Origin of the sequence: Endozoicomonas montiporae CL-33, assembly GCF_001583435.1 — a bacterium.
In the GTDB taxonomy this organism is placed as follows: Bacteria; Pseudomonadota; Gammaproteobacteria; order Pseudomonadales; family Endozoicomonadaceae; genus Endozoicomonas_A; species Endozoicomonas_A montiporae.
This window is the reverse complement of sequence record NZ_CP013251.1, coordinates 287,355-312,793: the sequence shown is the minus strand read 5'-3', so window position 1 is coordinate 312,793 and position 25,439 is coordinate 287,355. Positions and strand designations below refer to the sequence as shown.

Below are 25,439 nucleotides of genomic sequence, written 5' to 3'. Positions count from 1 at the left end.
GCCTGAACAGGGACAATATTTCAATAATTGAAATCCGCTCCTCCACCGACTTCATGTTGATGCATTTTTTTAAACTGAGCTTTAAGCTGACGGCTGACATACCAGCAATTCCCGACCTTTATCAAAAGCCCCCAGCTATCAGGCTTTAGAGCGTGATAAAAAAATCTGCAACCGCACAATTGAACGACTATTTTTGACCTTATGCTGCATGATCTGACCGGTTGCAACCATGGCCAAGCCCATTCAAAAAAATTGCACGCACCTGACTGCCAGCCACCTTATTAAAGAGGTTACTGACTGTCTGGTTGACATTCCCGATCACCGACCTAATCACTGCAAGAATGGCATTCCCTTTGGCAACTTTGCCAAGTCCGCTTTTGCCATGATGCAAATGAAAATGCCGTCCATGCTCCGCTTTGATAGCCAAAGGGAAGACCCTGTCCAGGCTCACAATCTGGAAACCCTGTTTGATGTCGTCAATGGCAGAGTTCCCAGTGACACCCGGATGCGAGAAGTACTTGACCAGCTTTCTCCACACTGGTTTCAGAAGCCTTACAAAAAAATCTTCTCACGCTTTCAGCGTTCGGGGCACCTGCAGAAGTTTGAGTTTCACATCGGCCACCTTAAAAACCATTATTTGCTGGCCATTGATGGTACACAAACCTTCTTCTCCGGAAAGCTACACTGCGACGACTGCTGCGTAAAAAATCAGGGCAAAGCCAATGAGGCTTATTATCACCAGCTGATGGGCGGTTGCATTGTCCACCCCGACCAGAAAGTCGTTATACCATTGGCTCCCGAAGCTATTGTACGACAGGATGGTTGTACCAAGAACGACTGTGAAAAGAGTGCCCTTAAGCGCTTTCTTGCCAACGTAAAAAAAGACCACCCCTACCTGAAACTGATTATCGTACTGGATGGCTTGTATGCTGACGGACCAACTATCCGCCTGATCAAGAGTTACGGCTGGCATTACATTATCATTGCGAAAGACGGCAATCACGGCTCGCTGATTGAAGCTGTAGATGAACTGGATAAGCAAGGAAAAGTGGCACGTTGCCTCAAAACTGACCCGGTGACTGGCATCAAGTACTGGTATCGTTTTACTAACGATGTGCCCCTCAACAAGTCTAACCCCGTTGAGCATGTCAACGTGCTGGATTTTGTTGAGACGGACAAAAAAGGTGATCGTCACACCTGGAGTTGGATCACTGACATACCTCTGACAGAAAAGACCATTGAAGCCCTGATGAAAGGAGGACGATGCCGATGGCACATTGAAAACCAAACGTTCAATACCCTGAAGAAACAAGACTACCACCTTGAGCACAACTACGGGCACGGTGAACAGCACCTTGCCACCAATCTGGCTTACCTGACGGTACTGGCCTTTCTGGTTGACCAGCTGCAACAACTGGGCAGCCCGGAGTTTCAAAAAGCCCTGAAAGAACGAACGCGAGGTGTACGAATACATCTGTGGGAGTTGATGAAAGGTTATTTCCAGACCTGGCTGATCAAAACCTGGGAAGGGTTGTTTGATGCCATCATTAGCCGTACCGTCGCGGGAATAGTGCCTTACGACAGTTCATAAAGAATGTGGGGCAGTCTGGTTTCAGGGTTCAAAATTTTTGTTCGTTCAAGATTCGCTGGAAGTGAAGGACACTCCCTGAACGTATTAAATGTTCCTTGCCTACACCAACTTAAACGTCTTAAGACGTATATTCAGCGGGAATAGCTGCTGACATACTCAGGCGATTTTGTTTTCTGACACAGCAAAGCATACATCGTTGGCACAATAATCAATGTCAGCAGGCTGGACACCAACGTTCCGAAAAACACCACAACACCAATACTGAAGCGCGATTCGGCTCCGGCTCCAACCGACAGCAGCAGAGGTACAGAACCCATCATGGTGGTCATTGAAGTCATCATGACAGGGCGCAGACGAATGAATTAATAATGAATTAATAATGAATTAATCAATTAATAGGACACCCATAAATTATTTGACCTAACGGGCAATTCGCCTATGTTTATTCCGGTAATCCAACACAACAACAGGCAATAAATCAATTAATAGGACACCCATAAATTATTTGACCTAACGGGCAATTCGCCTATGTTTATTCCGGTAATCCAACACAACAACAGGCAATAAACCGGAACATCATGACCACTGCTCGCAAGAACCTCATCGATCCCGCCAGCACACCGTACTACCACTGCATGGCACGCTGTGTCCGTCGTGCATACCTTTGTGGCAATGATCAGTTCTCCGGCAAAAACTATGAACATCGACGGCAGTGGGTTGAGGATCGGCTCAAAGAGCTGTCAGGTGTTTTTGCTATCGAAATCTGCGCCTATGCGGTGATGTCAAACCATTACCATGTTGTGCTGCATATCAACCGAGAGCAGGGAAAGTCCTGGGATACCCGGCAAGTACTGGAACGCTGGACAAAATTATTCTCCGGTCACTTACTGGTGCAGAGATTTCTTGCGAACGATTCGATGGGGAAAGCAGAACTTCAGAGAGTTGAAGCGTTTGCAGAAGAATACCGTAGTCGTCTGCTTGATATCAGCTGGTTTATGAGGTGCCATAACGAACACCTGGCGAGAGAAGCTAATAAAGAAGATGGCTGCAAAGGTCGGTTCTGGGAAGGGCGTTACAAAAGTCAGGCTTTGCTGGATGAGGCTGCATTGCTGACCTGCATGGCTTATGTTGATCTGAATCCGGTCAGGGCTAAAATGGCAACGACGCCGGAAGAGTCGGATTATACCTCTGTGCAGGAGCGAGCAAAAAAAGCTGATGGAAATGCAGCCAGAAAGCAACCTGTCTGCCTGAAACCTTTGCGTTCACAAGGCCAGAATCCAGACAAAGCCATACCGTTTGCGTTAAGCAGCTATCTTGAACTGGTTGACTGGACGGGTCGTGTAGTCCGCAAAGACAAAAAAGGCAGCATTCCTGATAATACACCACCTATTCTTGAACGGCTAAACATCGATCCGGATGAATGGCTGAAAACCATGAGCTGGGATAACCGTTTCCGCAGGGCTTTAGGCAAGCTTGAATCGTTAAAAGCTTATGCAAAGCAGATTGGAAAACAGTGGGTACACGGTGTGGGCTGTAGCCAAAGTCTCTATCTGCAATGAACGATATTGGGCGTTCAACTAATTCAAGGCTGTACAGCCTCGAAAATATATGGATTCATAAACTGCCTGCCCCAAAGCAGCTTGCGGTCAACGGGTGAAAGCCGGGCTTCATCACAGACTGACTGCCAGTGACGTTCTATAACTTCTTTCAGTTGATCAACAATCGTAGTGGCTTCTGTTCGTGAAAGCTGAAAAACTGCAGCCGCTTCAATGCAGCAAGCCAGATTGCTCTGTCTCTGGTCACCAGAAATCAGCATAGCCTGACTAGCAATATTTCCTGCCCGACCTTGTGGACAAATGTCGTATGCTGGTGTCAGGGTAAGCATTTCGCCATCCCAGAAGGCTGCGTGATTGCGGGCATGATCATCGGTGTTGCCGCAAAGAATGTTGAAAACCAGTCTTGAGAAAAGCTCTTTCAATGTTTTGGGTGCGTCGGTAAAGCTCAATCGAATCAGGTCTGCCAAGGTTTCATAACTGGCGTAACGGGCAAACATTTCATCTAGCCCGAACAGGGTAAGAGCAGAAACCATTGGTTTTCGAGTCCAGCCTTTCGGAGTCTGTTGTCGGTCAAACCGTTCAACCAGCAATACATCCTTACCTTCCACAGCTTTCATCTGCACATCAGCAACATCCAACCCCGCCAGTCTTGCCAGCCGCATAGCGATAAATTCACCTTTCACCACGGGATAAATGTCGGAACTGGATGAAAACTTGGCAATAAACTTTCTGTTACTATCTTCAATCAGAGCTTTGGGCCGTGCTCCCCCGATAGAGGTGCCATGATGCAGTGCCAAATCCAGCTCCGCAGGCACCGGCAAGCCTTTTTCCACCCTTTCAGCGCAATGCAATAATTCTTCCAGAGTCGCACTGGCTATGATTCTTGGCACATATTCTGTCGGTGAACGCTGAAAATCCAAAGCGCCAATCCGGTCAGAGCCGGATTCCAGCAAGTAAGTCAGTTCATCCAAATGAGCAGTATCAACCTGTCTGCCAGACTGCCCCAATTTTCGATTGATAATGACTCGCCGCCCCCAAGCATCTGGAGAACCATCACGAATCACTCCGGGCATTTTTAAACCCTGAGTCAATGAAATGTTGCCACTGGTCAAAGGCAGTTCAGGGTCATACAGGGCAATGGCATTTTCACGCTGAAGATAGCTTTTACCGTAATTAAATAGCAACCGATCTCCATTGCGACTTAATTTACCGGTCACCACCGGATCGGTTGCTTCAGGTAGCCAGATCCATACAAAAGCTTCGTTGTAACCGACATCAGAAGTCATCATCTACCTCCTGTCGCCGCTCCCGTATGCTTTTAGGCAGCAGGAGCAGTTTGTCATTGACCCTCTCCTGCTTGCTGTCCAGACTTTCCCCATCATTCCGGAATAGCTCCAGTCCCGCCAGATAAGCCACTTCAAAGACAAGTCCCAGTTTGCAGGACATGTCTCCTTTCTCTATTTTTTGCAAGGTCGCTCTGGAAATACCGGCTCTGCTTGCCAGTTCCGTTTCAGTCCACCGTTTTTCCTTCCGGCAAAGTCTGATCTGCATCCCCAAAAGGCGGGCTGCATTCCGGCTATAGGCTGAGTAATGTCTTGATGTAGCCATAAGTCACCATAATGACCATAAAATTAATCATAAAACTATTTTGTGACTATTATTATAGTCAAATAATTAGCCTCGTCAGTAAAATCTGTGGGTCATTTCTGGTTCAGGTAACTTGCCAAGCGCATGATATAAAGCGATTTCAGCACATCTATATTCTGAAGCCGTATGATTTTCTCGTAGTGAGTTTTATCTTGGTATTCAGACCCTCTACAATGCCGCTGGAGAATGCTTTTTTGCCCTGAACCAGTTCAGGATAAGAGGCCTGTGTCGTCGAATGGTTTTAGCTACTTTCTTCATTGGCTCTATCTTTGATCGCATAACCCTTGTACACCAGCGATCTAATATCCTGCAGTGATTCACCATCAATCAAAGCATTAATCATACGCTGGCCAGACTTACCATTGATGTCGCTGATCAGGCCTCCAAGACGAATTCCGCTGTCATCGAGAGTTTTATGGAGCCGGTTCATCTCAGTGGCTATTTGTTTAACAACAGTGTCTCGGCGTCGAGTCAGTAAGCGCAACTGCTCCTGATCAGGGTGTGGTACAAAGCTCGGACGAACCAGACCACAATGAGCAAGCTGGGCTAGCCACTGACTGTCCAGTGTATCTGTTTTACGACCAGGTACATTTTTAACATGCCGGGCATTGACTACCCGGGGTGTCAAACCAAAGCCAATAATGGATGCATAAATGCTTTTCCAGTAAACCCCCGTGCTTTCCACCACCACAAGATCAATTTGGTGCTGCTGAAGGAACTGGCACATTAACTCCCGATCTTTGCGGAAAGTACCAAACTCACGGGTAAGCACCTGAGTATCACCCTCAGGCATTTCTTTGCGAACGGCAACCATGACCATCATTTTGTGGACATCAATGCCTGCACAGTTTTTCACAATCGTTTGCATCATCTATGCTCCAAACGTTCACGGAGGAACGGCAGAGCCTGACGGACTGAATCGGATCGCCATAATCTCACTTGGAGAAAAGGGCTGTTTGCCGTGCATTCAATGTTCCAGAGGTGGAACCTGATGGTGCCAGCTCTGAATCATGAGATAAGCGAGGGTGCGAACGATCCAGCCCAGGTCAATTTGAGTTCAGGGTCTAAAAGCCACTGCAAAAACATCGACCACTGTCAGGCTCTGCTTCAGTTGCATTGTGGCAGAACATTATTTTCATAGTGCGGGGTGGCCGGAGATGTGGTCATGACAATTTGAGGTTATTAGCAAGAAGCAAAGAGACAAACCCTGCGAGGGGGCAGAGCTTGTCTTATCAGGTGATTACAACTGGAGATTAATCTCACCGGCAATGATTTCGGCCTGTGGTCCGAGAATGACTTGCAGGCTACTGCTGCTAAGGCGAACGATGCCTTTCGCGCCAAGCGCTTTCAGTCCGGCTTCATCCACACGGTTGGAATCTTTCAGAGTCAGTCGCAGGCGGGTAATGCAGGCACCGACTTCTTTCAGGTTATCTTTTCCGCCCAGCATGGTGATGTAGTGATCAGCGCGTTCGGAAGCATCCACCTTGATGGTTTCAACCACTTCTTCGTCTTCACGACCAGGGGTTTTCAGGTTGAAGACCTTAATGGCGAAGTAGAAAGTGCAGAAGTAGATGGCGGCAAAGGCAAGCCCGATCAGAACCAGAGTGACAGGGTTAGTTGCCAGTCCCCAGTTCAGCAGAAGGTCAAAGGCACCGGCAGAGAATCCGAAGCCGTGCAGGACTCCCATGGCATTAGTGACTACCAGTGAAAGGCCTGTCAGTACAGCGTGAGCGGCATAAAGTGCGGGAGCCAGGAACACAAACAGGAATTCCAGAGGCTCGGTAACACCGGTCAGGAAAGCAGTCAGACCTACAGAGAACAGAACCCCGCCGACTTTCGCACGGTTTTTTTTATGAGCTGTCAGGTACATAGCCAGAGCAGCGGCGGGCAGACCAAACATCATTACAGGGTAGAAACCTGCCATGAAGACACCGGCAGTCGGATCGCCTGCAAAGAAGCGTGGCAGGTCGCCATTTACAATTTCACCGGCAGCGTTGGTGAACTCACCCAGACCGAACCAGAACACAGAGTTCACAACATGGTGCAGGCCCACAGGAATCAAGCCACGGTTCAGAACGCCATAGAAGAACTGACCAATAGGGCCGGACTCGGATACGCCCATGGCAAAGGCATTAATGCCACTTTGAATGGATGGCCATACATAACCGGCCACTACCGAAACCGCCAGGGCAATCAAACCGGTCATAATAGGAACCAGTCGTTTACCTCCAAAGAAGGCAAGATAAGAAGGCAGTTCGGCAGTATGGAATTTATTGTAACTGTGTCCGGCGATGATGCCGGCGATGATGCCGCCAAAGAATGACATATCAATGTCGGCATTAATGGTTTTTGCCGCAGCAGTCAGAACAAAGTAACCAACAGCACCCGCCAGAACAGCAGAACCCGCGTCGTCTTTGGCAAGACCGGCTGCGATACCCATGGCAAACAACAGAGGCAGGTTACTGAAAACAGCGTTACCGGCTTCTGCCATGAAAGCTATATTCAGCAGATCCGGTTGGCCAATACGAAGTAACAGGGCAGCAACAGGCAAGGTGGCGATAGGGAGCATCAATGCTTTGCCGAGCCTTTGCATATAGTTGAGAATATTCATGTGGTCGTCTCTTTATTGGAGTCAGTTGCTAGAGTTTTTGTTGGTTGAATGGCAACCTGTTTTTTCTTGTTCACAATGTGGTTGATACCTGTTTTACAGGTCATTGATCAAAGAAAACCAGACGAGCAATAGCACCACACAGTGTCCCATTTTGCTTGCTGCTCTCAGGTTGACAGGAAGTAACAGATCCGATCGTTAAATCCCTTAATGGTGATCATAAAGAATTATTTTACGTTGTAAATTAAATTGTGTTTCCTATTGGTTGTGTCTTTTGACATGTATCAATAAACCCGTTGCTTCGTTAAGGAAATATCATAAAACCAGCTGATTCTGGTTGGTTTGTGAGCATTAATCACAAGTTCAGTAGAAAAAGAAGAGGAATAGTAGTCAACGAGTTGTTGTTTGTGCAAGAACGCCTTTTTTGATAGACCGATATATTTTACATTGAAAAATATATCGGTCTGATGCATGCTTTCGCATATTGAGATCCAAGCTTCCAAGCTGTTGGTCACTTAACAATAAATGCCAGACTGCTTATTAAACAGGGAACCTTTATGCGACTTATTCCATTAAAAACACCGGAAACAACAGCCTTCTGGACAGCTCGCTATATCGTTAATCGAATTAAGCAGTTCAAACCTACTGAGCAGAAACCTTTTGTATTGGGGCTGCCAACCGGTGGTACGCCGATAGGCACCTATCAGGAGCTTATTCGGTTATACAAGGAAGGCGAAGTGAGCTTTAAGCATGTTGTAACATTCAATATGGATGAATACGTTGGCTTGCCTGCAGGGCATCCCGAAAGTTATCGACAGTTCATGGAAAACCAGTTATTCAGTCACATTGACCTGCCTGCTGAAAATATCCACTTTCTTAACGGCAATGCAGACAATCTGGATCAGGAATGCCTTGCTTATGAAGAAACGATTTCATCGTTCGGTGGCATTGAGTTATTTCTCGGCGGAGTAGGAAGGGATGGGCATATTGCGTTCAATGAACCCGGTTCATCACTGGCGTCCCGTTCACGTATCAAAACCCTGACGGAAGACACCCGCCGGGCGAATGCGCGATTTTTTGATGGTGATATAACTCAGGTGCCTAAACTGGCATTAACCATCGGTGTGGCAACCTTGCTAGATGCCAGAGAGGTGATTATTCTTGCCACCGGCGCTGACAAGAGTCGGGCTGTTCATGCTGCCGTTGAAGGCTCTGTAAACCACCTCTGGACCGTCTCTGCCATGCAGCTTCATCCCCGATCCATACTGGTGTGTGACGAAGCCGCCACCATGGAATTAAAAGTCAAAACACTCCGTTACTTTGAAGATATTGAAGCTAAAAACATCAGGGAAATGAGCCGTTATGCTGTATAAAAACGTCAGATATGCATTGACCAACTTTATACTTCCGGACGGGGTAACAGATTCCGGCAAGAGCAACATAAAAACGATTGTTGTCTCTGACGGATTGATAGAGCAGGTCAGCCCTGATGCTCCGGAAGACACCAGTATTGAAACCATCGATTTAAAGGGAAGCGTGTTGGCTCCCGGTTTTATCGACTTGCAGATAAACGGCTGTGGTGGTGTGCTTTTCAACGACGATATATCGGAATCAACGCTGGATATCATGCACGACACCAACCTGCGCTCCGGGTGTACCAGTTTTCTGCCTACATTAATCACCTGCAGCGATGAAGACATGGTTAAAGCTGTTGACGTTGCCAGACGGTATAAAGATAAACACCCTGATCGGGTACCCGGACTGCATATTGAAGGCCCCTACATTAACAAGCTCAGAAAGGGCATTCATGATGAACGTTATATACGACAGCCTTCATCTGAAATGATCGACTTTCTCTGTAACAATGCCGATGTGATCACAATGATGACTCTGGCGCCCGAAGTCTGCTCATCATCTGACATCAGACAATTGAATCAGGCAGGCATTATTGTTGCCATTGGGCATAGTGATGCGACTCTGGAACAGGTTCGTGAAGCAGAACAGGCGGGAGCTTCTTTCGTCACACACCTTTTTAATGCAATGAGCCAGATGCAGAATCGGGAGCCGGGTGTGGTGGGCGCAGTGCTTTGTGGCGAATCTCTGGGAGCAGGTATTATTGCTGACGGTTATCATCTGGACTGGAACAACCTGAGACTCAGCCAGAAGCTTCTGAAAGACCGCCTGGTTCTGGTCAGCGATGCAGCGGCGGCAGCCGGATCGGATATTGAATCCTTCTCGTTTGGCGGGCAAACGGTTTATCACGCTAACGGCATGTGTACTAACAAAGATGGTACACTGGGCGGTTCAGCCCTGACGATGGCTGAAGCGGTACGTAACTGCATCGCCCAGGGCATTTCCGAAACTGATACTGTCAGCATGGCCACCCGAAACCCTGCCAATGCCATTGGATTAACCGAGGTGATGGGCTCTATTCGGGTTGGAAGCTATGCGAACCTTGTTGTGCTTGATAAAAGCTATAACGTGACAGGCACAGCCAGTGGTGGACGCCTGATAATGACCAGGCAGACCTGAGACTTTTTTAACTGTTATGACGAATATGATTGCCAATATGGACTTTGTAAAACAGCGAAATATCACCGCTGTTTACAAAACCATTGTCAATGCGAACGGAATTTCCAGAGTTCAGATTGCCCGGGAGTGTAACCTTGCCGGAGGCAGTGTCACCCGTATCACCAAGTTTCTGGTTGAGCAGGGTTTGGTGCACGAGGTAGACCGGCAGCAATCTGAACGCGGAAGAAAGGCAACCTCCCTGTCTCCTAAAATGGAGGTGTTGCAAATCCTTGCCGCCCGCGCTGGCCGTAAACATATTCATATTGGTTTGTGTGATATCAATGGCAACTTGTTGGCCAAACAGTCAACGCCCATTCAGAAATTGAATCAGGACGATCTGGGCAGACAAATTATCACCGAGTTGCTGGATTTCCAGACAAAGCATGCTGAGCAGATCAACCGTATTGCCGGTATTGGCCTGACACTGCCCGGCGTCGTGGATGCAGCCGACGGCATCATAAAATTCACGCCTCACATCGATGTGCAGGACTGGCCGCTTGCGCAGCAGGTCAGTGATGCAACCGGTATTCCCTGTTATCTGGGTAACTCCATTGCCTCAATGACATTGGCAGAACACCAGTTTGGTGCTGCCAAAGGTTCTGATAATAATTTATACGTCAGGGTTCATAACGGTGTCGGGCTGGGAATGATTCTTGATGGCAAGTTATACGAAGGCAAGAATCAACCCGTTGGTGAAATTGGACACATTCAGGTGAATCCACTCGGCAAGCGGTGTTACTGCGGCAACTTTGGTTGTCTTGAAACCGAACTCTCCAACAAGGCGATAGAGAATCACTACTCTGATGCTGTCGCTAAAGGACTCAGTGAAACACTGGGTGCCGATGCCAGAATAAACGACATCTGTAATGCAGCAGAGCACGGGAATATCATGGCTCAGAAGCTGCTCAGTCAGGCTGCGGGTCAGTTAGGACATGTATTGTCCGGCTGCGTCAATTTGCTCAGACCTGAATGCATTGTATTCGATGGCGAAATGTTTAATGCGTCTGTGGTACTGCCTGCCATAGAGCATTGCCTGAATACCCAGACCATATCCGTAGGAAGCAGCAGGAGTGTTTCGCTGAAAGTGTCCCGGCTTGGCGGTAACCAGTGGCTGGGCGGATTTGCCCTGGTTCGCAGAGCGTTACTTGAGCGCGGCCTGCTGATGAAAGTGGTTGCCTGACAACCCTTCAGGCAATAAAAAAGCCACTCTTAAAGTCACTCTTTAAGTCACTCTGCAATGGCTCTTATCGGATTCCAGACTGCTGAGCTACACTTCATCAAAATCTTGCGAATGGCTGATCACGCAGTGAATATTTGTAAAATTTCAGAACTCATCAGCAATGTAACTTGCTTTGAAATGATCCGTGAAAACCGCTGGCCTGACGGGGTGGTTCATTGCCCCCATTGTGATTCAGGCCATGTAAAAAAGAACGGGCATGACACGGTACAAACTGAATGCCAACACTATCAATGCAAACATTGTGACCGCTACTTTGATGACCTGACTAATACTGTCTTTGCTGGGCATCATCAGCCTCTTAAGGTGTGGGTTTCCTGTCTGTACCTGATGGGACTCAATGTTTCCAACAGCCAGATTTCTAAAGAACTTGACCTTTCACTGAGTGATGTACATGTAATGACAACCTTGTTGCGAACCTCTGTCGTTAAACGCAAGCCTGACATTACTCTTGAGGGAGAGGTAGAGTTCGACGAAGTGTACATCGTCGCAGGTCACAAAGGACATCCTGAAGCTTTAAAAAAATCTATCGCGCCCTCCCCGAAAAAGAAGATTAAAAGGAGCTCCGGGCAGAGGAACTCTCGAAAAAGACAAGCCTCCCGTTCTGGGAATGATTCAGCGAGGAGGTCAGGTCATTATCAACATGCTGGATAATGTTCGAAAAGCCACCATAAAGCCTTTCATTACGAAGCATGTAGCCAAGGGAACCCAAACTTACACTGATGAATACAGCATTTACAACTCCCTTGAAGAGTGGGGTTACAAACATAAATCTGTCTGTCATGGTAAAAGCGAGTACGCCCGGGATGATGACAAGGATGGTATTTATGAAGTACACGTAAACACCATGGAAGGCTTCTGGTCATTGCTCCGTTCATGGCTCAGACCTCACAGGGGGATTTCTCAGGAAAGCTTACCTTTGTACCTCGGCTTCTTTGAGTTCGTTCATAACGCCGGAATCCGGGGTAAAGGGTTACTTCAACCATTAATTAGCTTGCTGGTTACGTAGCAGTCTGGAATCCGATAAGAGCCACAGGATTATGCCCTGACAGATTAGCTTCTGGACCAGATGCGAATCTGTTTGATCTCTTCTTTATCAATGCTCAGGGACTCCAGAAACTCCTGATGAGCTTCCGGCTCCATTTTTTCAAACTGCCTGTGCCAGTTTTTCATGGCGGCTTCGTCAAAACCGGCGGCTTTCATGATGTCGGTCCAGCGTTCTTTATTGACCATTGGTTGCTCCAGTAAGGTGGGTTGTTCCAGTAACAGCACAATCGCCTTTTGCTGCTGACGCAGTGTCTGAATCTCCTGTTCAAGAGAAGCAAACCGGTTGCGCAAAATGCGTTCCTGCTCCATGTGTTCATCACGGTCGAGAATCGATGCAATGTCTCTGATTGGCACGCCATAGGAACGATAAGCCAGAATCGCTTCCAGCCGTTTCTGTTCCTTATCGCCATACCAGCGATAACCGTTCTGCGAGCGGGAATGAGGCAGCAACAGCCCTTCCCGTTCGTAGTAAAGAATGGTGGTTCTGGACAGCTGATACTGTCTGGCCAACTGGGTAACAGTAAGCATGTGGATTCCTTCGTGGACACAGGCGGCTATTCTCAGCCCTGCACTGGTAGACGGGTCAACAGTCTCGTTGAAAAGTATTTTCACTGAGGCGGCTTGCCCACTGGCGGAGCCTGCTCTCTCAACTATATTTTATCCGGTCTATACCCATCGTCTTTGAAGATGTGGGGGTGTAGGCTGCTCTCGTTCACCCCGATCACCTACTATTCGTAGGCTCACTGGCAACGTTCCTGACGTTGCTCAGCATACACTCCATCCATGGAGATAACGGGGCTTCACTCGTTTGCCGCCTACCCACCTCTCCAAATCCAATGGGTCTATAAAGGTTAATGCCTCTGGCAGTATGTCCCGGCACTCTTGCTGATGGAACTTTGAGGTCAGTTTTTCATCCAATGCCATGCTGGTGTCTGTTCAGTTTGCAACCGGTTCAATAAAAACTGCCTTGAACAGAAATCAGGTCTTGAGCACAACAATAAATCTGGACTACATAAATGACGCTTGTACAAATCATTATGGGCTCCCGCTCGGACTGGCCGACGATGCAAAAGGCCGCTGAACTGTTAGACCAGCTTCAGGTTCCCTACTCCGCCAAAGTGGTATCAGCGCACCGGACGCCTGATAGACTATGCCGCTTTGCCAAACAGGCTGCGGATGAAGGCTGCAAGGTGATTATTGCCGGAGCCGGAGGCGCGGCACATTTGCCCGGTATGGTGGCTGCCATGACGCATTTACCCGTGGTGGCCGTACCGGTGCAGAGTAAGGCTCTGAATGGTCTGGACAGCCTGCTGTCGATCGTACAAATGCCCAAGGGGGTTGCTGTTGCCACTCAGGCGATCGGTGAAGCCGGTGCGGCCAACGCCGGTCTGATGGCAGCGCAGATTCTTGCAACTTCTGATGACGCTCTGGCAGAGCGACTGATTGAGTGGCGACGCCAGCAGACCGAGCAGGTGCCGGAGGACGTAGAGTAATGAAAGTTGGAATTGCAGGTTGTGGACAGCTTTCAAGAATGCTTGCACTGGCGGGCTGGCCCATGGGTATGCAGTTCAGTTTTCTTGCTGACCCGAATGAGCCTGTTCGCTGTGTAGAAGGGCTTGGGGAGATTGTTCGTCAGGACGGCACCATGACAGCCCGCGATATTTATGGCGCACTGGGCAATCCCGATGTGATTACCATTGAGCGCGAATCGGTTTGCGTGCCTTTACTCATACAGCTGAAATCATTCTGTCAGGTTTACCCGGATCCGGACATTGTCTGGACCATACAGAACCGTCATCGGGAGAAAACGCTGGTGTCGAGTCTGGGCATTCCTCTGTCGCCTTGGGCTGTATTTCGCGAGCAGGAGTCAGTTAACAAAGCGATTGCCAGCATTGGCGGGCTGCCTGTGGTGATCAAGTCCACGGAAGATGGTTACGATGGTCACAACCAGTGGGTGATTGACAGTGATGAACAGCTGCAAGCGTTTGAAAAAGAACGTGATGCACAACTCGCAGATGCTACCTACAAAGGCATTCATGAATGGATTGTTGAGAAGAAAATTGCGTTTGAGCGCGAAATTTCGGTGATTGGAGCCCGCAGCCCTGATGGTAATATCGTGATTTACACACCCGGTCAAAACACTCACAGCAATGGCATTCTTATCCATTCGGTGATTCCGGCACCCGGTTTACCGGATTCACTCCATGCCAAAGCCAGAGACTATGTCAGCCGGTTATTGCAGGACACCGAATATGTGGGTGTTCTGGCTGTTGAATGCTTTGTGACCGGCGATGAACTCTTGGTGAACGAGTTGGCACCACGGGTACACAACAGTGGCCACTGGACAATGGATGGTGCCGCAACCAGCCAGTTTGAAAACCATATGCGGGCGATTGCAGGCTTGCCGTTAGGAGATTCTGCGCATTGTGGCGATGTGATGGGCATGTATAACCTGTTGGGGCAGAAACAGTCTGATGACAGTCAGGCTCCGGACCATCTGATGACCCAAAGAACCTTTTTACACTGGTACAACAAAACGTCAAGACCGGGTCGAAAATTGGGGCATTTGAATATTCTGGCTGAACGAGAAGAAGAGCTGCTCGGTGCTTTTGCACAGATAAAACGACAATTTGGTTGAGTACTTATGTTTGAGTACTTATGTTTGAGTACTCGTGTTTGACTGGTAACGGTTCGGCTACTATTTCGCACTTTTTGAGAAAAACCGTGAATATTCTACGAACCGCTCAGCACCCCGATATCACAGACCTGACAGGCAGTATCCTCCACCGGAAAGCGGCTCGGGGGATTATTCTGCAAGACAACAACATTCTGCTGATGTATACCCGAAGGTACCACGATTACAGTTTGCCCGGCGGCGGAATTGACGATGGTGAAAGTCTGAAGCAGGGGCTGATTCGGGAACTGGAAGAAGAAACCGGTGCGCGTAATATCCGGAACATCGAACCAATGGGTGTCTATGAAGAATACCGCCCATGGTATAAGCCGGAACACGATATTATGCATATGCTGTCGTATTGTTATTTTTGCACCATTGATGCCGAGCTGGACGCTCCCCGCTTTGAAGATTACGAAATGGCTAATGGCATGGAAGTGGTGTGGATTAACATTCACGAAGCCATTGAGCACAACAAAACAATTATTGCAGGCAGTGACAAAAAAGGTTTGTCCATTGACAGGGAAACCTGGCTGCTGGAAAAAATTGTTGAACTTCGGGGGGGTGCTCTCTCTGACTGATTGAAACAAAAGTACGCATTTTAAGCGACTATTATGAAGACAACTTATTATCGCTAAATCCTGCCATCATGCCTGCATCCGTCATTGCCCGTCAGTCAAAAACTATCGTACTGCAAATTGAAGTACCCATTGAATCTAACAACATGCTGAGTCTTGAAGATGGATTGCAGCGAGCGTTGAATGAGGCAGGAGTACTTGGCACTCAAGAATTATTAAAGTTGTTTGAACCACCCAACAACGAACCTATTGTCCTTAACCAGCAAAAATGGAGCTATAAGGGGAAAGTGCTAAAGCACTACGAAACCCTTTACGGATGCGTGCCCATGGAACGCTCTGTCTATCAGGGTGTCAGAGGTGGAGTCACTCTGGCTCCGCTTGATTATCACTCTGGGATTGTTGGCTCAGCTACGCCCAAATTTGCAAAAACTCTCGCCTGGAAGTACAGCCAGATGCCTGCTCCCGCAGTAAAAGAAGATTTTGAAACCAACCATCAAAGAGTGTTGTCAAACTCCTATATCAAGCACTTATCCGACAGGGTCGGTGCATTAATTGAAGATCAAAAAAAGACTCGTTATGATTTACCGCCGTTACCAGAGGCAGTGGAAACCATTGCTATAGGACTTGATGGCACCTGCATGCTGCTTTGCGAAGAAGGCTGGCGAGAAGCCATGTGTGGAACCTTAAGCCTTTATTCTGCCAATGGCGACAGACTTCACACAATCTACACCGCCAGTTCGCCTGAATATGGTAAACAAAGCTTTATGAACAAGCTGGACGATGAGATTGCGGATCTCAAACGTCTCTATCCGCAAGCAACATACATTGGCGTAGCCGATGGAGCTAAAGAAAACTGGCGATACCTGAAGCAGCATACCTCAGCTCAAATACTCGATTTTTTTCATGCCTCAGAGTATCTGGGAGGAGTAGCAGAAGCGTTGTTTCCGAGCAGTAAAGCCAAGAGAAAGCAGTGGCTTGAAGACAAGCTCCACAACCTGAAAAACAAGCGAGGGGCAGCCAAAAAAATACTGAAAGAAATTGAATCTGCCGAACTCCCGAAAAAGACTACTGCACTGATAGAGAAGCGTTACAAGGCGGTGACCTATTTTACGAACAACCATCATTTGATGAAATACCATCAAGCCCTGAAACATAACTGGCCGATAGGCTCTGGAGTGACAGAAGCTGCTTGTAAGACATTGGTCAAACAACGGCTGTGTGGTTCAGGTATGAGGTGGAAACCAGCAGGTGCAGAAGTTCTTCTTGAAACGAGGTCTTTGATCCAGAGTAAAGGGCGTTGGAATCAACTTTGGTCTAGCTTTATGTCAGGCAGGATGATAGTTGATTTTTGAATCAACTATCAAATTGAGAGAGCACCCCTTCGGGGTTTGTAAAAACTATTTCCTGCTATTTTGACAGCCCTTGACGGGGCTGAAACCATCAATAGTTTTATGCCACTCAGTATTGTAACGAAACCCGTTAAAACTTGGTGATTTGATCAGTGTCGGTCAAATGATTGTCAGAAGATTAAACTGAATGTAATTGGCTGAATTGCAGCAATCATCGCGATGTTCATGATGCAGCAGAGTCATGGGGCTGAATGCGACGGGATAAAGCAAACGATTTTAAATACCCTTCCTTACAATTTGTAAATTTCATAATTTCACACGATTGATCAGTATCAAGGTATAACTCGCAATATTCTTACATTCTACAGTGCACAATTTGTACTGTAGAGAAAGTTATGTCAGGTAAGCGTTTTTTTCGAAAAACGGATTACGTGACATAACTGTGACTGACCATCGCTCCCTCAAGTGAATCGCCGTTTTATGAAGCAAGCTATGCCTTTGAAATTTGCGCGCAATCCCCTTTCCCGCGCACTGAAAGCCTGTCTGCCCGTTGGTATGGGTATCATGTTGACCACCAGTGGTCTGGTTTCAGCCAACACTGACGCACCAGCAGATCAGCAACTGGATGGCAGCATTATGCTGACCAGCTGGAATTACGACGGCGACAAGGCTGGCGCTGTTGCTGCGGCGCAGGTGTCCGGACTGTACGCGGTGGCGGATGAAGCGAACAACACCATTGAAATTCGCAACATTGCCGAGCAGCTGAAGTCTTCCATCAGTCACGATGATCTTCTGAAAGCCCTGCCGGAAGCGGATCTGGATAAAGGCATTTGTGGCATGACCTTTACTCCGTCCGGTCGTTTCCTGTTTTTTGCGGTTTGCGGCAAAGGCAAAGCAGACGACGCTGTAATGGCATTTAACACTAATACCAAAGAGTTAACCGTGTTTGACCGTGTCAGCCTGTCTGACGGTGAAGCCGGTATTGGTATGACCTACTTCAAAGACCAGCTGTTTGTGGGGAGTGAGAAAGGCATCTACGTTTATGAAGCCGGTCGTAACACGGTTTATGACGGGGGAGCTAAAGGTCGTAAAAGACAGATTTCATCCAATACACCGGTTACCGGCATGACCATGGATCTGGCCGAAGGTCAGCTGTACGCCACTACTGAAGATGGGTTGTATCGTCTTGAAGGGCGCAGTCTGAAACAGATTGCCAAGGCTGAGAACCTGCAGTCTGCCACCATGGGTCGTGTCTACGGCGGTGAAGACAACAGTGGTCTGTACCTGCTGCAGAATGATGGTGAAAACGCTCGTATTCTGACCGTTGCGCTGGATGAGCTGCGCCAGGGCAAGAACGTTGAACTGTCTGTTTATACCGAAAAAGTAAGCACCGAACTGCAGGATATTGCTGCGACGGCTGATGGTCGTATGCTGCTGGCTCAGGAACAGGTTCAGGTGATGTTCGATAACAGTGACAGTCGTCTGAGCTATGAAGAGTGGCTGCACGACGAGCTGGACGAATACCTGAAAGCGATCAAGAGTCTGATCGTCGATGGCGACATTGAAGGCACCAACACACTGGCTGGTGGACACTCTGGCCAGATCACCCGCATGCTGCTGCGTGAAAGCGCCAACGGTACACCGATTGCCGATAACGTAGGCTGGACCATGTACCTGCTGATGGCTATTGATCAGGTGAAGAACGATCCGGATATCGAAATCCTGCTGGAACGTATCATCGAAACCCACGCTGGCCTGTCTGAACATTTGTACGGCGGTGTTCGTACAGTTGACGGTCATTTCGTTCGGGTTTACAACCGGGACGGTTTGCCTAATCCGGGGGTTAACGGACGTGGCTACCTGAGTTCACAGCCGCAGGTCTATGTCAGCATGAAGTACCTGCCAGCGGCTTATAAAGCTGCCGAGCTGTACCCTGACAACGAGAAGTTCAAGGTTTATGCCGAATACCTGCGTCAGCTGGTAAAACGTTCCAGTGATACCATTCGTGCCGAACAGCGTATTACCTGGACACTGGACGACCATGGTCCTCTGGATATCAACAACCTGATGGCGAACGAAACCTGGATTTTCGGTGATATCGGTGCTGCTCAGGACCCTTATGTCTCTACAGACTATGAAGCTTACTCTTATCACCGCGACAGTTTCCGTACCGACGACTGGCTGAAAGGCGAGCCGACCATTATGGCGTCTCATGCAGCGTTTATTGTCAACGGTGCCACCCTGATTCTGAACCACCACTTTGACGGTGAAGGCTGGCTGGAACAGAACCACAACTATTACGCGACCACCATGGCGGCCACTGATGAAATGGGCGCGCCATACTTTGGTGGTTTCTCTGCCGGTAGCCACCCGAACTGTCGTGGCGGCAACAAGCGCAAGCTGCCTGCCTGTGGTTACTACAACGACGGTCCTTCCGATCGTCCTAACCAGTTCCTGCACTTCCCGGCAGTACTGGGCTTTGGTCAGCACGGTTTCTCTGCTTCCAGCGTAGGCGGCTACATGGCGTACCGTGATGGTCGCCGTCAGGAAATGCATAACTCTGCGGGTGGCGAGCCGATTAACATGCTGACCCGCTGGTCTATGGACTTCCCTGAATACGGTGCTGACGGTATTGGTATTGCCGACTTCTGGTTTGGCGGTATTGGTCTGGTTGAAACCATCAAGCCGGGCACCGTTGAGAAATTCCGTGGTGACTTCTACCGTCCTTACGTGAAAGAAGAAGAAGGTCAGCTAATTTATTCCAACATGACACCTCGTCGTGTAGTGGGTGTGGATGCTGACGGTACCCGTACCGAGTATGGTTTCCAGATGGCCCCCTACACTCTGCCTCAGACTCACGCAGACTACGAAGTGATTGATCCGGAAGGTGACTGGATCGAGCTGGAAGATCTGGTGGCACAACTGGATGGTCAGCCCATGCGCTTCACCAACCCGCATTTTGCCCGTGAGCTGGATAACTGGACGGTACTGGGTAATGGCAAGGCCGAAATCATTGATGGTATTGGCTCCAAAGCGGTGGCTCTGACAGCAAATGGCGAAACCGCTATCAGTCAGCCTCTGGAACTGGCCATGGATTTGGACGACACCCGTTTTGTTGTGCGTGCGATGGGTCAAACCCTGAATGCCGACAAGGGTGAAGGCTACCTGCGTCTGCGCTGGTCAACCGATGGCGACCTGGCCAATGTTGTTGGTGAAACTGAAATCAGTGACAAGTTGTCTGCTGAAAACCAGCAACAGTCGTTTATGATCAAAACCCATAAGCCTCGTGGTGCGAACTATCTGCACATTGAGTATGTTGCAGAAGGTGATAACGACCAGTTTGCGTTTGAAAACATTGCTGTGATGCGCCGTGGTGCTGATGCTGGTCTGGACAATGGTGACTTCTCTCAAGGTACCGATCACTGGACGGTTCGCGGTGGTGCCAAAGTCGAGCGCAACAGAGAGATGGCGACTGCTGGTGACCGCGTACTGAAGTTCTCCCGTCGTGGTGGTCAGCAGGGCTGGCAGAATGTTAAGCGTGATATCAATATCTCGGAAGATCCACTGGGTACCCGTTACCTGTTCCGCTTTGATGCCAACACTGTTGGTGAAGACTTCAAGTTTGAAGTAGTGGCTGAAGCGTTCAACCGTAACGGCGAGCGCATGGTAGAACGTCGTGATATTGGTGATATCCTGCCGGGTCACAATGGCGAATATACCTTTACCCTGCGTAAGCGTCCGGATTACGACTACCTGACCCTGACCTTCCGTATGCGCCGGACTCCGGGCAGCAAAGGTACTGCCGAGGTGTATATGGATAACTTCCGTATGGATCTGGAGCGCGTGTTTGACGAAGCTGACTGTGTTGTAGAAAGCGCAACAGGTTGTATGCCAACTCGTCTGGATCTGTCCAGCCGTTAAATCAGCACACTCGCAAATAGAAAGGGAGAGTTCAGGCTCTCCCTTTTTGTATTAATTCTAGTTATTTAAACGACAATTACGTCATATCCATGACAATACGACCCGTAATTTCGTTCTTTTCCATCTGATCGAAAATTTGGTTAATCTCTTCCAGCTTTCTCACCTCGATGGTGGTTTTGACTTTACCCTGAGCACCAAACTCAAGGCATTCCGCCAGATCTTTGCGGGTTCCGACAATAGAACCAACAATGGTGACGCCGTTCAGTACGGTATCAAAGATAGGAATAGGCAGTTCATCGGGTGGCAGTCCGACCAATACCATTGTTCCGCCCCTTCGGGTGGATGCGTAGGCACTGTCAAAACCTGCTTTTGATACAGCCGTTACAATGGCGGCGTGCACACCGGTATCCAGAAGCGTTTGAATCTTCTCTTCCGGCTTCTCCTTCATAAAATCAACAAAATAATCAGCCCCGAGATCGAGCGACAGTTTCTGTTTGTCAGGGCCGGTATCGACCGCTACAACATTCAGCCCCATCGCTTTAGCATACTGAATCGCCAGATGGCCCAGACCGCCGACACCAACAATGGATACCCAGTCGCCGGGTTTGGTGTTGCTGACTTTTAATGCCTTGTAGGACGTTACTCCGGCACAGAACAGTGGGGCGGCATCAATGAAGGACAGTCCTTCCGGTATTTCAACCACATAACGGGCATCGGCAAGGCAGTAATCAGAATAGCCACCATTCACCATGTAGCCGGCATAGACGACATCAGGGCAAAGTATTTCCCTTCCTTCAAGGCAGTAGTCACAAAAACCGCAGGCGGAGTAAAGGAATGGAATGCCCACCCGGCTGCCTTTGGTCAGATGAGTTACCTGCTCTCCTACCTCGGTCACAACGCCAACCCCTTCATGCCCGGGAATCAGAGGCATTGTCGGCTTTACCGGCCAGTCACCGTGACAGGCATGCAGGTCGGTATGACAAACACCTGATGCTTTGATATTCACCAGCACATCATTGGGACCGACTTTAGGTACAGGTACATCTTCAATTTTTAACGGTTCTTTAAAATTATGCGCAACGGCGGCTCTCATAGCGTGTTTCCTCTGTGTTCAGTTGGCCAGAAACAAAGGCTGACCAACTTAAATCGTGATAAAACAGGAAGTCTTCAACCCATGAGTTTTCGGGCATGAAACTCAAGGTGGTTGTCGATAAAGCTGGATATAAAGTAGTAACTGTGGTCATAGCCTGCCCGCAAATTGAGTGTTAGCGGCACATTGGCTCTGGCACAGGCAGCCTCAAAATGGTTGGGTTGCAACTGCTCTTCAAGAAATGAATCGCTGTCGCCCTGATCAATAAGAATAGGTGTATTCGCACCGTTTTCCTGTATCAGCAAAGTGGCATCGTAGGTTGCCCACAGATCTTTATCTGCCCCCAGATAATTCTGAAAAGCTTTCTGCCCCCAAGGCACTTTTGAGGGGTGAACAATAGGCGAGAATGCTGACACGGAGGTGTAGGCACCCGGGTTACGAAGGTAAATCACCAGTGCACCGTGCCCACCCATTGAGTGCCCGCTGATGGCTTTTTTGTCCGAGACCGGGAAAGTCTTTTCAATCAGTTCAGGCAGCTCATCAGCGACATAGCTGTACATCCGGTAATGGCCGGACCAGGGTGGTTGTGTGGCATCCACATAAAAACCGGCACCGGAGCCAAAGTCGTAGCTGTCGTGTTCGCCCGGAAGTTCCAGACCGCGAGGGCTGGTATCCGGACAGACAATAGCCAGACCCAGCTTTGCCGCCATGCGAAAAGCACTGGCTTTCTGGGTAAAGTTTTCATCCGTACAGGTGAGTCCTGACAACCAATATAGAACTGGAACGGAGTGGTTCTTTGCTTGTGGAGGCAGGTAAACAGCAAACACCATATCTGTTGACGTTGATGATGATGAATGCTTATAACGATGCAGTTCGCCTTCAAAGGCTTTGGTAACGGATAGCTGTTCCATTGAGCGACTCCTGTCAGTAAAGAATCACGGAACGAATGCTTTTGCCTTCATGCATCAAATGAAGAGCGTCGTTTATCTTGTCCAGCGGCATGGTGTGGGTGATCATCGAATCAATGTCGATCTTGCCCTGCATGTACCAGTCAACAATTTTGGGAACGTCGGTGCGTCCGCGTGCTCCGCCGAAGGCACTGCCTTTCCAGCTGCGACCGGTCACCAGCTGGAACGGACGGGTTGAGATTTCCTGACCGGCACCGGCAACCCCGATAACGTAGGATTCCCCCCAGCCTTTGTGGCAGCATTCCAGCGCCTGACGCATGACATGCACATTGCCGATGCATTCAAAGCTGTAGTCCACACCGCCGCCAGTAAGATCGATAATGGCGTCAACGGTATTATCGACTTCATTCGGATTGATGAAATCTGTCATGCCAAACTGTTTGGCAATGGCGACTTTTTCCGGATTCAGGTCAATACCGATGATCTTGTCTGCACCAACCATCTTTGCCCCCTGGATGACATTCAGCCCAATGCCACCCAGGCCAAACACGGCAACCGTACTACCGGGCTCAACCTTGGCATCAAATACAACAGCCCCGAGCCCTGTGGTTACCCCGCAACCGATGTAGCAAACTTTGTCGAAAGGTGCTTCCGGGTTGATTTTGGCCAGTGCTATTTCCGGTAGCACCGTGTAGTTCGAAAACGTTGAGCAGCCCATGTAATGAAGTAGCGGCTTGCCATCGAGTGAAAAACGACTAGTGCCGTCAGGCATCAGGCCTTTACCTTGGGTAGAGCGAATGGATTGGCAAAGGTTGGTTTTCGGGTTCAGGCAGAAATCACACTGTCGGCATTCTGGTGTATAGAGAGGAATGACGTGATCGCCTTTTCTCAGTGAAGTGACCCCTTTACCGACATCCACCACAATGCCTGCACCTTCATGACCCAGAATAACCGGGAATTCGCCTTCCGGGTCATCGCCCGAGAGTGTGAAGGCGTCGGTGTGGCAGACTCCCGTTGCTTTAAGCTCGACAAGTACCTCTCCTTCCTGAGGTCCCTGCAGTTCCACATCTTGAATTTCCAGTGGTTTGCCTGCAGCAAAGGCGACAGCTGCACGAGTTTTCATCTTGGATTACTCCTCGGTAGAAACCCGAGCAAGTATAGATGTAATTTGATATGTCATAGCGAGCGGTTCGCCTGAGACTGAGGCTATATAAAAATACATAGTCGTATAAAAAGTTAGTCTGTTTCAGGCATTTATTTTTCTAACTCATGTTACGCACCCAGAAAAATCTGCCATGCTTTAGAGCATGAACACAGAGCTGTTTGAGCTGTATAGCGATTACCTGCTGTCCTCATTCGGCAAAACGACAGCTACACAGCTGTCATCTTTGCTGGACGGCGCATACAGCCATGATCAGGTAACACGCCTTCTGTCCCGTAATCACTTCGACAGTAAGACTCTTTGGCACCATGTTAAAGCCGTTGTGCGTCAGGAAGAGCGCGATGATGGAGTACTTATTGCCGACGACACTATTCAGGAGAAACTCTACACTGATGAGAACGACCTGATTGCATGGCACTTTGATCACACCTTTGGTCGTTCGGTAAAAGGTATCAACCTTCTCAACTTTGTTTACCATGTCGGTGATATCTCTATTCCCGTGGCCTACAAGCTTATCGAAAAGCCTATTCAATACTCCGACGTAAAAACTAAAAAAGTTAAACGCAAGGCTGAAACCACCAAGAACGAAGACTTTCGGGAGATGCTGAAAGTTTGCTGTGATAATCAGCTCAAATTTCGTTACGTGCTGGCAGATAGCTGGTTCTGTTCTAACGACAACATGCTGTATATACGACACGAATGCGATAAGCATTTTGTCATGGCCAGCAAGTCAAACCGGAAGGTTTCGCTGAGTGAGGAAGATAAAAGTCGGGGGCGCTCACAGCGCATAGATTCCATTGATTTCTCAGAAGAAAAGCCTATCAAAGGCTGGATTGCAGGCGTGGACTTCCCCGTTCTGCTGTTCCGGCAGGTCTTTACAAACAAAGATGGCAGTAAGGGCATTCTCTATCTGATATGCAGTGATCTTGAGTGTGACGCAGAGGCTTTGAAGGCGATCTACAAAAAACGGTGGAAAGTTGAAGTCTTCCATAAAACACTCAAATCTAATGCGTCAATGGCCAAGTCACCGACTTATACAGTTTTGACGCAGAGTAATCATCTGTTTATGTCGATATATTCGGCATTTCGTCTCGAGGTGCTGGCTAATAAGCTTGATTTAAACCATTTTGAGTTGCGGGCAAAGCTTTATCTCACTGCATTGAAATCATCGTTCCAGAAACTTCAGTCGATGAAGGGGTGCGTAACATGAGTTTCTAATTTTGGCACAGGCACTGGCTTCATGAGGTGCAGATTTTGTTCGTATGCAAGTTTATTTATAGATAAGACATTCCTTCTGTTTTTTCGGGCTGCAAAAAATATTTACAAGTTCATCAAAGTGAAACTGCAGGCTGGAGCTTCAGATTTCAGAGGCTGGAAATCATTTCCGGTCAACTTCATTTCTATTTTTCTAGAAATATAGTTGACAAAGTTTCGGCAGTTGATAAAATGCGCCGCATGAAACAGAGTTTCCCAAGGCAGCAGTGTGAAGAACCATGCTGC

21 protein-coding genes and 2 pseudogenes are annotated in these 25,439 nt (G+C 48.5%); 13 read left to right on the top strand and 10 right to left on the bottom strand.

The annotated features are described in order from the left end of the window. Window positions 1–229 precede the first annotated feature (229 nt). A complete protein-coding gene (locus EZMO1_RS01445) occupies window positions 230–1,591 on the top strand; it encodes a transposase (protein ID WP_034872820.1) in 1,362 nt (453 codons plus the stop codon). 131 nt (window positions 1,592–1,722) lie between these two features. On the opposite strand, the gene EZMO1_RS01440 is transcribed toward EZMO1_RS01445, so the two are convergent. After that, a complete protein-coding gene (locus EZMO1_RS01440) occupies window positions 1,723–1,920 on the bottom strand; it encodes an efflux RND transporter permease subunit (protein ID WP_222842176.1) in 198 nt (65 codons plus the stop codon). 249 nt (window positions 1,921–2,169) lie between these two features. On the opposite strand from EZMO1_RS01440, the gene EZMO1_RS01435 reads away from it, so the two are divergent. Then, window positions 2,170–3,150, top strand: a complete 981-nt coding sequence (locus EZMO1_RS01435) for a transposase (protein ID WP_034879234.1) — start codon at window positions 2,170–2,172, stop codon at window positions 3,148–3,150. 23 nt (window positions 3,151–3,173) lie between these two features. On the opposite strand, the gene EZMO1_RS01430 is transcribed toward EZMO1_RS01435, so the two are convergent. From EZMO1_RS01430 to nagE, 5 genes and pseudogenes are all read right to left on the bottom strand, one after another. After that, complete coding sequence (locus EZMO1_RS01430) at window positions 3,174–4,436, bottom strand: type II toxin-antitoxin system HipA family toxin (RefSeq protein WP_201772240.1); 1,263 nt, start codon at window positions 4,434–4,436, stop codon at window positions 3,174–3,176. Next, on the bottom strand, window positions 4,423–4,755 hold the full coding sequence (locus tag EZMO1_RS01425; protein ID WP_034879232.1) for a helix-turn-helix transcriptional regulator: 333 nt from the start codon (window positions 4,753–4,755) through the stop codon (window positions 4,423–4,425). Before EZMO1_RS01425 ends, EZMO1_RS01430 begins: the two co-directional genes overlap by 14 nt. Window positions 4,756–4,830: 75 nt before the next feature. Next, window positions 4,831–5,103 (bottom strand): annotated as a pseudogene (locus EZMO1_RS27495) (transposase); the annotation flags it as partial. Continuing rightward, on the bottom strand, window positions 5,036–5,587 hold the full coding sequence (locus EZMO1_RS01420) for an IS110 family transposase (RefSeq protein WP_236632090.1): 552 nt from the start codon (window positions 5,585–5,587) through the stop codon (window positions 5,036–5,038). The gene EZMO1_RS01420 and the pseudogene EZMO1_RS27495, both read right to left, overlap by 68 nt. 447 nt (window positions 5,588–6,034) lie before the next feature. Continuing rightward, a complete protein-coding gene (gene nagE, locus EZMO1_RS01415) occupies window positions 6,035–7,405 on the bottom strand; it encodes an N-acetylglucosamine-specific PTS transporter subunit IIBC (RefSeq protein ID WP_034879231.1) in 1,371 nt (456 codons plus the stop codon). Between the two features lie 554 nt (window positions 7,406–7,959). On the opposite strand from nagE, the gene nagB reads away from it, so the two are divergent. The 5 genes and pseudogenes from nagB to EZMO1_RS27130 form a co-directional block, all read left to right on the top strand. Then, on the top strand, window positions 7,960–8,775 hold the full coding sequence (gene nagB, locus EZMO1_RS01405) for a glucosamine-6-phosphate deaminase (RefSeq protein ID WP_034879229.1): 816 nt from the start codon (window positions 7,960–7,962) through the stop codon (window positions 8,773–8,775). A 16-nt stretch (window positions 8,776–8,791) separates the two neighbouring features. Next, entirely contained in the window at window positions 8,792–9,934 is a 1,143-nt protein-coding gene (nagA, locus tag EZMO1_RS01400; RefSeq protein ID WP_222842175.1) for an N-acetylglucosamine-6-phosphate deacetylase, read from the top strand. 16 nt (window positions 9,935–9,950) lie between these two features. Beyond that, complete coding sequence (locus tag EZMO1_RS01395) at window positions 9,951–11,153, top strand: ROK family protein (protein ID WP_034879227.1); 1,203 nt, start codon at window positions 9,951–9,953, stop codon at window positions 11,151–11,153. A 57-nt stretch (window positions 11,154–11,210) separates the two neighbouring features. After that, complete coding sequence (locus EZMO1_RS27135) at window positions 11,211–11,864, top strand: transposase (protein ID WP_330217138.1); 654 nt, start codon at window positions 11,211–11,213, stop codon at window positions 11,862–11,864. Then, a pseudogene (locus tag EZMO1_RS27130) lies at window positions 11,803–12,219 on the top strand (IS1595 family transposase); the annotation flags it as partial. The gene EZMO1_RS27135 and the pseudogene EZMO1_RS27130, both read left to right, overlap by 62 nt. 44 nt (window positions 12,220–12,263) lie before the next feature. Here the strand turns inward: EZMO1_RS27130 and EZMO1_RS01385 are convergent. After that, entirely contained in the window at window positions 12,264–12,785 is a 522-nt protein-coding gene (locus EZMO1_RS01385; protein ID WP_034879225.1) for a MerR family transcriptional regulator, read from the bottom strand. 488 nt (window positions 12,786–13,273) lie between these two features. On the opposite strand from EZMO1_RS01385, the gene purE reads away from it, so the two are divergent. From purE to EZMO1_RS01360, 5 genes are all read left to right on the top strand, one after another. Further along, the gene (gene purE / locus EZMO1_RS01380; protein WP_034879224.1) at window positions 13,274–13,750 is read left to right on the top strand and encodes a 5-(carboxyamino)imidazole ribonucleotide mutase; all 477 of its coding nucleotides are present in this window, start codon (window positions 13,274–13,276) and stop codon (window positions 13,748–13,750) included. Next, complete coding sequence (locus EZMO1_RS01375; protein WP_051790635.1) at window positions 13,750–14,895, top strand: 5-(carboxyamino)imidazole ribonucleotide synthase; 1,146 nt, start codon at window positions 13,750–13,752, stop codon at window positions 14,893–14,895. Before purE ends, EZMO1_RS01375 begins: the two co-directional genes overlap by 1 nt. Before the next feature lie 86 nt (window positions 14,896–14,981). After that, window positions 14,982–15,512 (top strand): NUDIX hydrolase, encoded by a 531-nt coding sequence (locus EZMO1_RS01370; protein WP_034879312.1) that lies wholly within the window; start codon window positions 14,982–14,984, stop codon window positions 15,510–15,512. 68 nt (window positions 15,513–15,580) lie between these two features. Further along, window positions 15,581–16,861: an ISKra4 family transposase gene (locus EZMO1_RS25185; protein WP_034873193.1), complete on the top strand. Its 1,281-nt coding sequence runs from the start codon at window positions 15,581–15,583 to the stop codon at window positions 16,859–16,861. Between the two features lie 489 nt (window positions 16,862–17,350). After that, on the top strand, window positions 17,351–20,779 hold the full coding sequence (locus EZMO1_RS01360; protein WP_145912430.1) for a carbohydrate binding domain-containing protein: 3,429 nt from the start codon (window positions 17,351–17,353) through the stop codon (window positions 20,777–20,779). A 76-nt stretch (window positions 20,780–20,855) separates the two neighbouring features. Here the strand turns inward: EZMO1_RS01360 and adhP are convergent, their stop codons facing one another. The 3 genes from adhP to EZMO1_RS01345 form a co-directional block, all read right to left on the bottom strand. Further along, window positions 20,856–21,872, bottom strand: coding sequence for an alcohol dehydrogenase AdhP (adhP, locus tag EZMO1_RS01355; protein ID WP_034879221.1), 1,017 nt, complete (start codon window positions 21,870–21,872; stop codon window positions 20,856–20,858). A 74-nt stretch (window positions 21,873–21,946) separates the two neighbouring features. Next, window positions 21,947–22,780: an S-formylglutathione hydrolase gene (fghA, locus tag EZMO1_RS01350; RefSeq protein WP_034879219.1), complete on the bottom strand. Its 834-nt coding sequence runs from the start codon at window positions 22,778–22,780 to the stop codon at window positions 21,947–21,949. Between the two features lie 13 nt (window positions 22,781–22,793). After that, complete coding sequence (locus EZMO1_RS01345; RefSeq protein ID WP_034879218.1) at window positions 22,794–23,900, bottom strand: S-(hydroxymethyl)glutathione dehydrogenase/class III alcohol dehydrogenase; 1,107 nt, start codon at window positions 23,898–23,900, stop codon at window positions 22,794–22,796. Window positions 23,901–24,084: 184 nt separating this feature from the next. Between EZMO1_RS01345 and EZMO1_RS01340 the strand changes: the two genes are divergently transcribed. Further along, the gene (locus tag EZMO1_RS01340) at window positions 24,085–25,149 is read left to right on the top strand and encodes an IS701 family transposase (protein WP_034873259.1); all 1,065 of its coding nucleotides are present in this window, start codon (window positions 24,085–24,087) and stop codon (window positions 25,147–25,149) included. The last annotated feature ends 290 nt before the right edge of the window (window positions 25,150–25,439 follow it).

Bases quoted from the DNA above. Each gene is read 5' to 3' on its own strand.
- fghA (WP_034879219.1), bottom strand. From the start codon at position 22,780: ATGGAACAGCTATCCGTTACCAAAGCCTTTGAAGGCGAACTGCATCGT.
- EZMO1_RS01375 (WP_051790635.1), top strand. From the start codon at position 13,750: ATGAAAGTTGGAATTGCAGGTTGTGGACAGCTTTCAAGAATGCTTGCA.
- EZMO1_RS01395 (WP_034879227.1), top strand. From the start codon at position 9,951: ATGACGAATATGATTGCCAATATGGACTTTGTAAAACAGCGAAATATC.
- EZMO1_RS01385 (WP_034879225.1), bottom strand. From the start codon at position 12,785: ATGCTTACTGTTACCCAGTTGGCCAGACAGTATCAGCTGTCCAGAACC.
- EZMO1_RS01420 (WP_236632090.1), bottom strand. From the start codon at position 5,587: ATGCCTGAGGGTGATACTCAGGTGCTTACCCGTGAGTTTGGTACTTTC.
- EZMO1_RS01440 (WP_222842176.1), bottom strand. From the start codon at position 1,920: ATGACCACCATGATGGGTTCTGTACCTCTGCTGCTGTCGGTTGGAGCC.
- EZMO1_RS01435 (WP_034879234.1), top strand. From the start codon at position 2,170: ATGACCACTGCTCGCAAGAACCTCATCGATCCCGCCAGCACACCGTAC.
- purE (WP_034879224.1), top strand. From the start codon at position 13,274: ATGACGCTTGTACAAATCATTATGGGCTCCCGCTCGGACTGGCCGACG.
- nagB (WP_034879229.1), top strand. From the start codon at position 7,960: ATGCGACTTATTCCATTAAAAACACCGGAAACAACAGCCTTCTGGACA.
- EZMO1_RS25185 (WP_034873193.1), top strand. From the start codon at position 15,581: ATGCCTGCATCCGTCATTGCCCGTCAGTCAAAAACTATCGTACTGCAA.
- EZMO1_RS27135 (WP_330217138.1), top strand. From the start codon at position 11,211: ATGGCTCTTATCGGATTCCAGACTGCTGAGCTACACTTCATCAAAATC.
- EZMO1_RS01430 (WP_201772240.1), bottom strand. From the start codon at position 4,436: ATGATGACTTCTGATGTCGGTTACAACGAAGCTTTTGTATGGATCTGG.
- EZMO1_RS01345 (WP_034879218.1), bottom strand. From the start codon at position 23,900: ATGAAAACTCGTGCAGCTGTCGCCTTTGCTGCAGGCAAACCACTGGAA.
- EZMO1_RS01360 (WP_145912430.1), top strand. From the start codon at position 17,351: ATGCCTTTGAAATTTGCGCGCAATCCCCTTTCCCGCGCACTGAAAGCC.
- EZMO1_RS01340 (WP_034873259.1), top strand. From the start codon at position 24,085: ATGAACACAGAGCTGTTTGAGCTGTATAGCGATTACCTGCTGTCCTCA.
- EZMO1_RS01445 (WP_034872820.1), top strand. From the start codon at position 230: ATGGCCAAGCCCATTCAAAAAAATTGCACGCACCTGACTGCCAGCCAC.
- EZMO1_RS01425 (WP_034879232.1), bottom strand. From the start codon at position 4,755: ATGGCTACATCAAGACATTACTCAGCCTATAGCCGGAATGCAGCCCGC.
- adhP (WP_034879221.1), bottom strand. From the start codon at position 21,872: ATGAGAGCCGCCGTTGCGCATAATTTTAAAGAACCGTTAAAAATTGAA.
- nagE (WP_034879231.1), bottom strand. From the start codon at position 7,405: ATGAATATTCTCAACTATATGCAAAGGCTCGGCAAAGCATTGATGCTC.